1 protein-coding gene is annotated in these 361 nt (G+C 70.6%); it reads right to left on the bottom strand.

The genetic code is table 11. The features are described from left to right. Positions 1 to 361, bottom strand: a 361-nt coding sequence (locus tag ADL03_RS05610; RefSeq protein ID WP_157528046.1) for a helix-turn-helix domain-containing protein, incomplete at both ends; no start/stop codon positions are given.

Below are 361 nucleotides of genomic sequence, written 5' to 3'. Positions count from 1 at the left end.
GGGAGGCCCCGCGATCACGACAACACCACCGGTCTCGGCCTCACGAGAAAGCCGCAGCAGCTCCTGCCGCCTTCCGACAAGCCCGGACACAGCCGGCAGGCGGCGCAACGCCGCGCCTTTGGCGATCCCGACCGAGCGACGACGCCCCTCCTTCGCCAAAGACAGGAAGGACTCCCGAACCTCCCCCGCGAGCTCCAACGCGTCGGCGAGCAGCTCCGTCGACCGCTCATACGGCGCGTTCGCCCGACCGCGTTCCAACTCGCGCAACGCCCGGACGCTCATCCCGGAGGCGAGCGCCAGACCTGCCTGCGACAGACCTGCCGCCGTCCGCAGGCTCAGCAGGACCTCGCCGAACGTCGAA

The sequence above is a fragment of the Nocardia sp. NRRL S-836 genome (assembly GCF_001279525.1).
Lineage (GTDB): Bacteria > Actinomycetota > Actinomycetes > Mycobacteriales > Pseudonocardiaceae > Lentzea.
The sequence above is the reverse complement of the archived record's forward strand: the minus strand, read 5'-3'. Positions and strand labels throughout refer to the sequence as shown.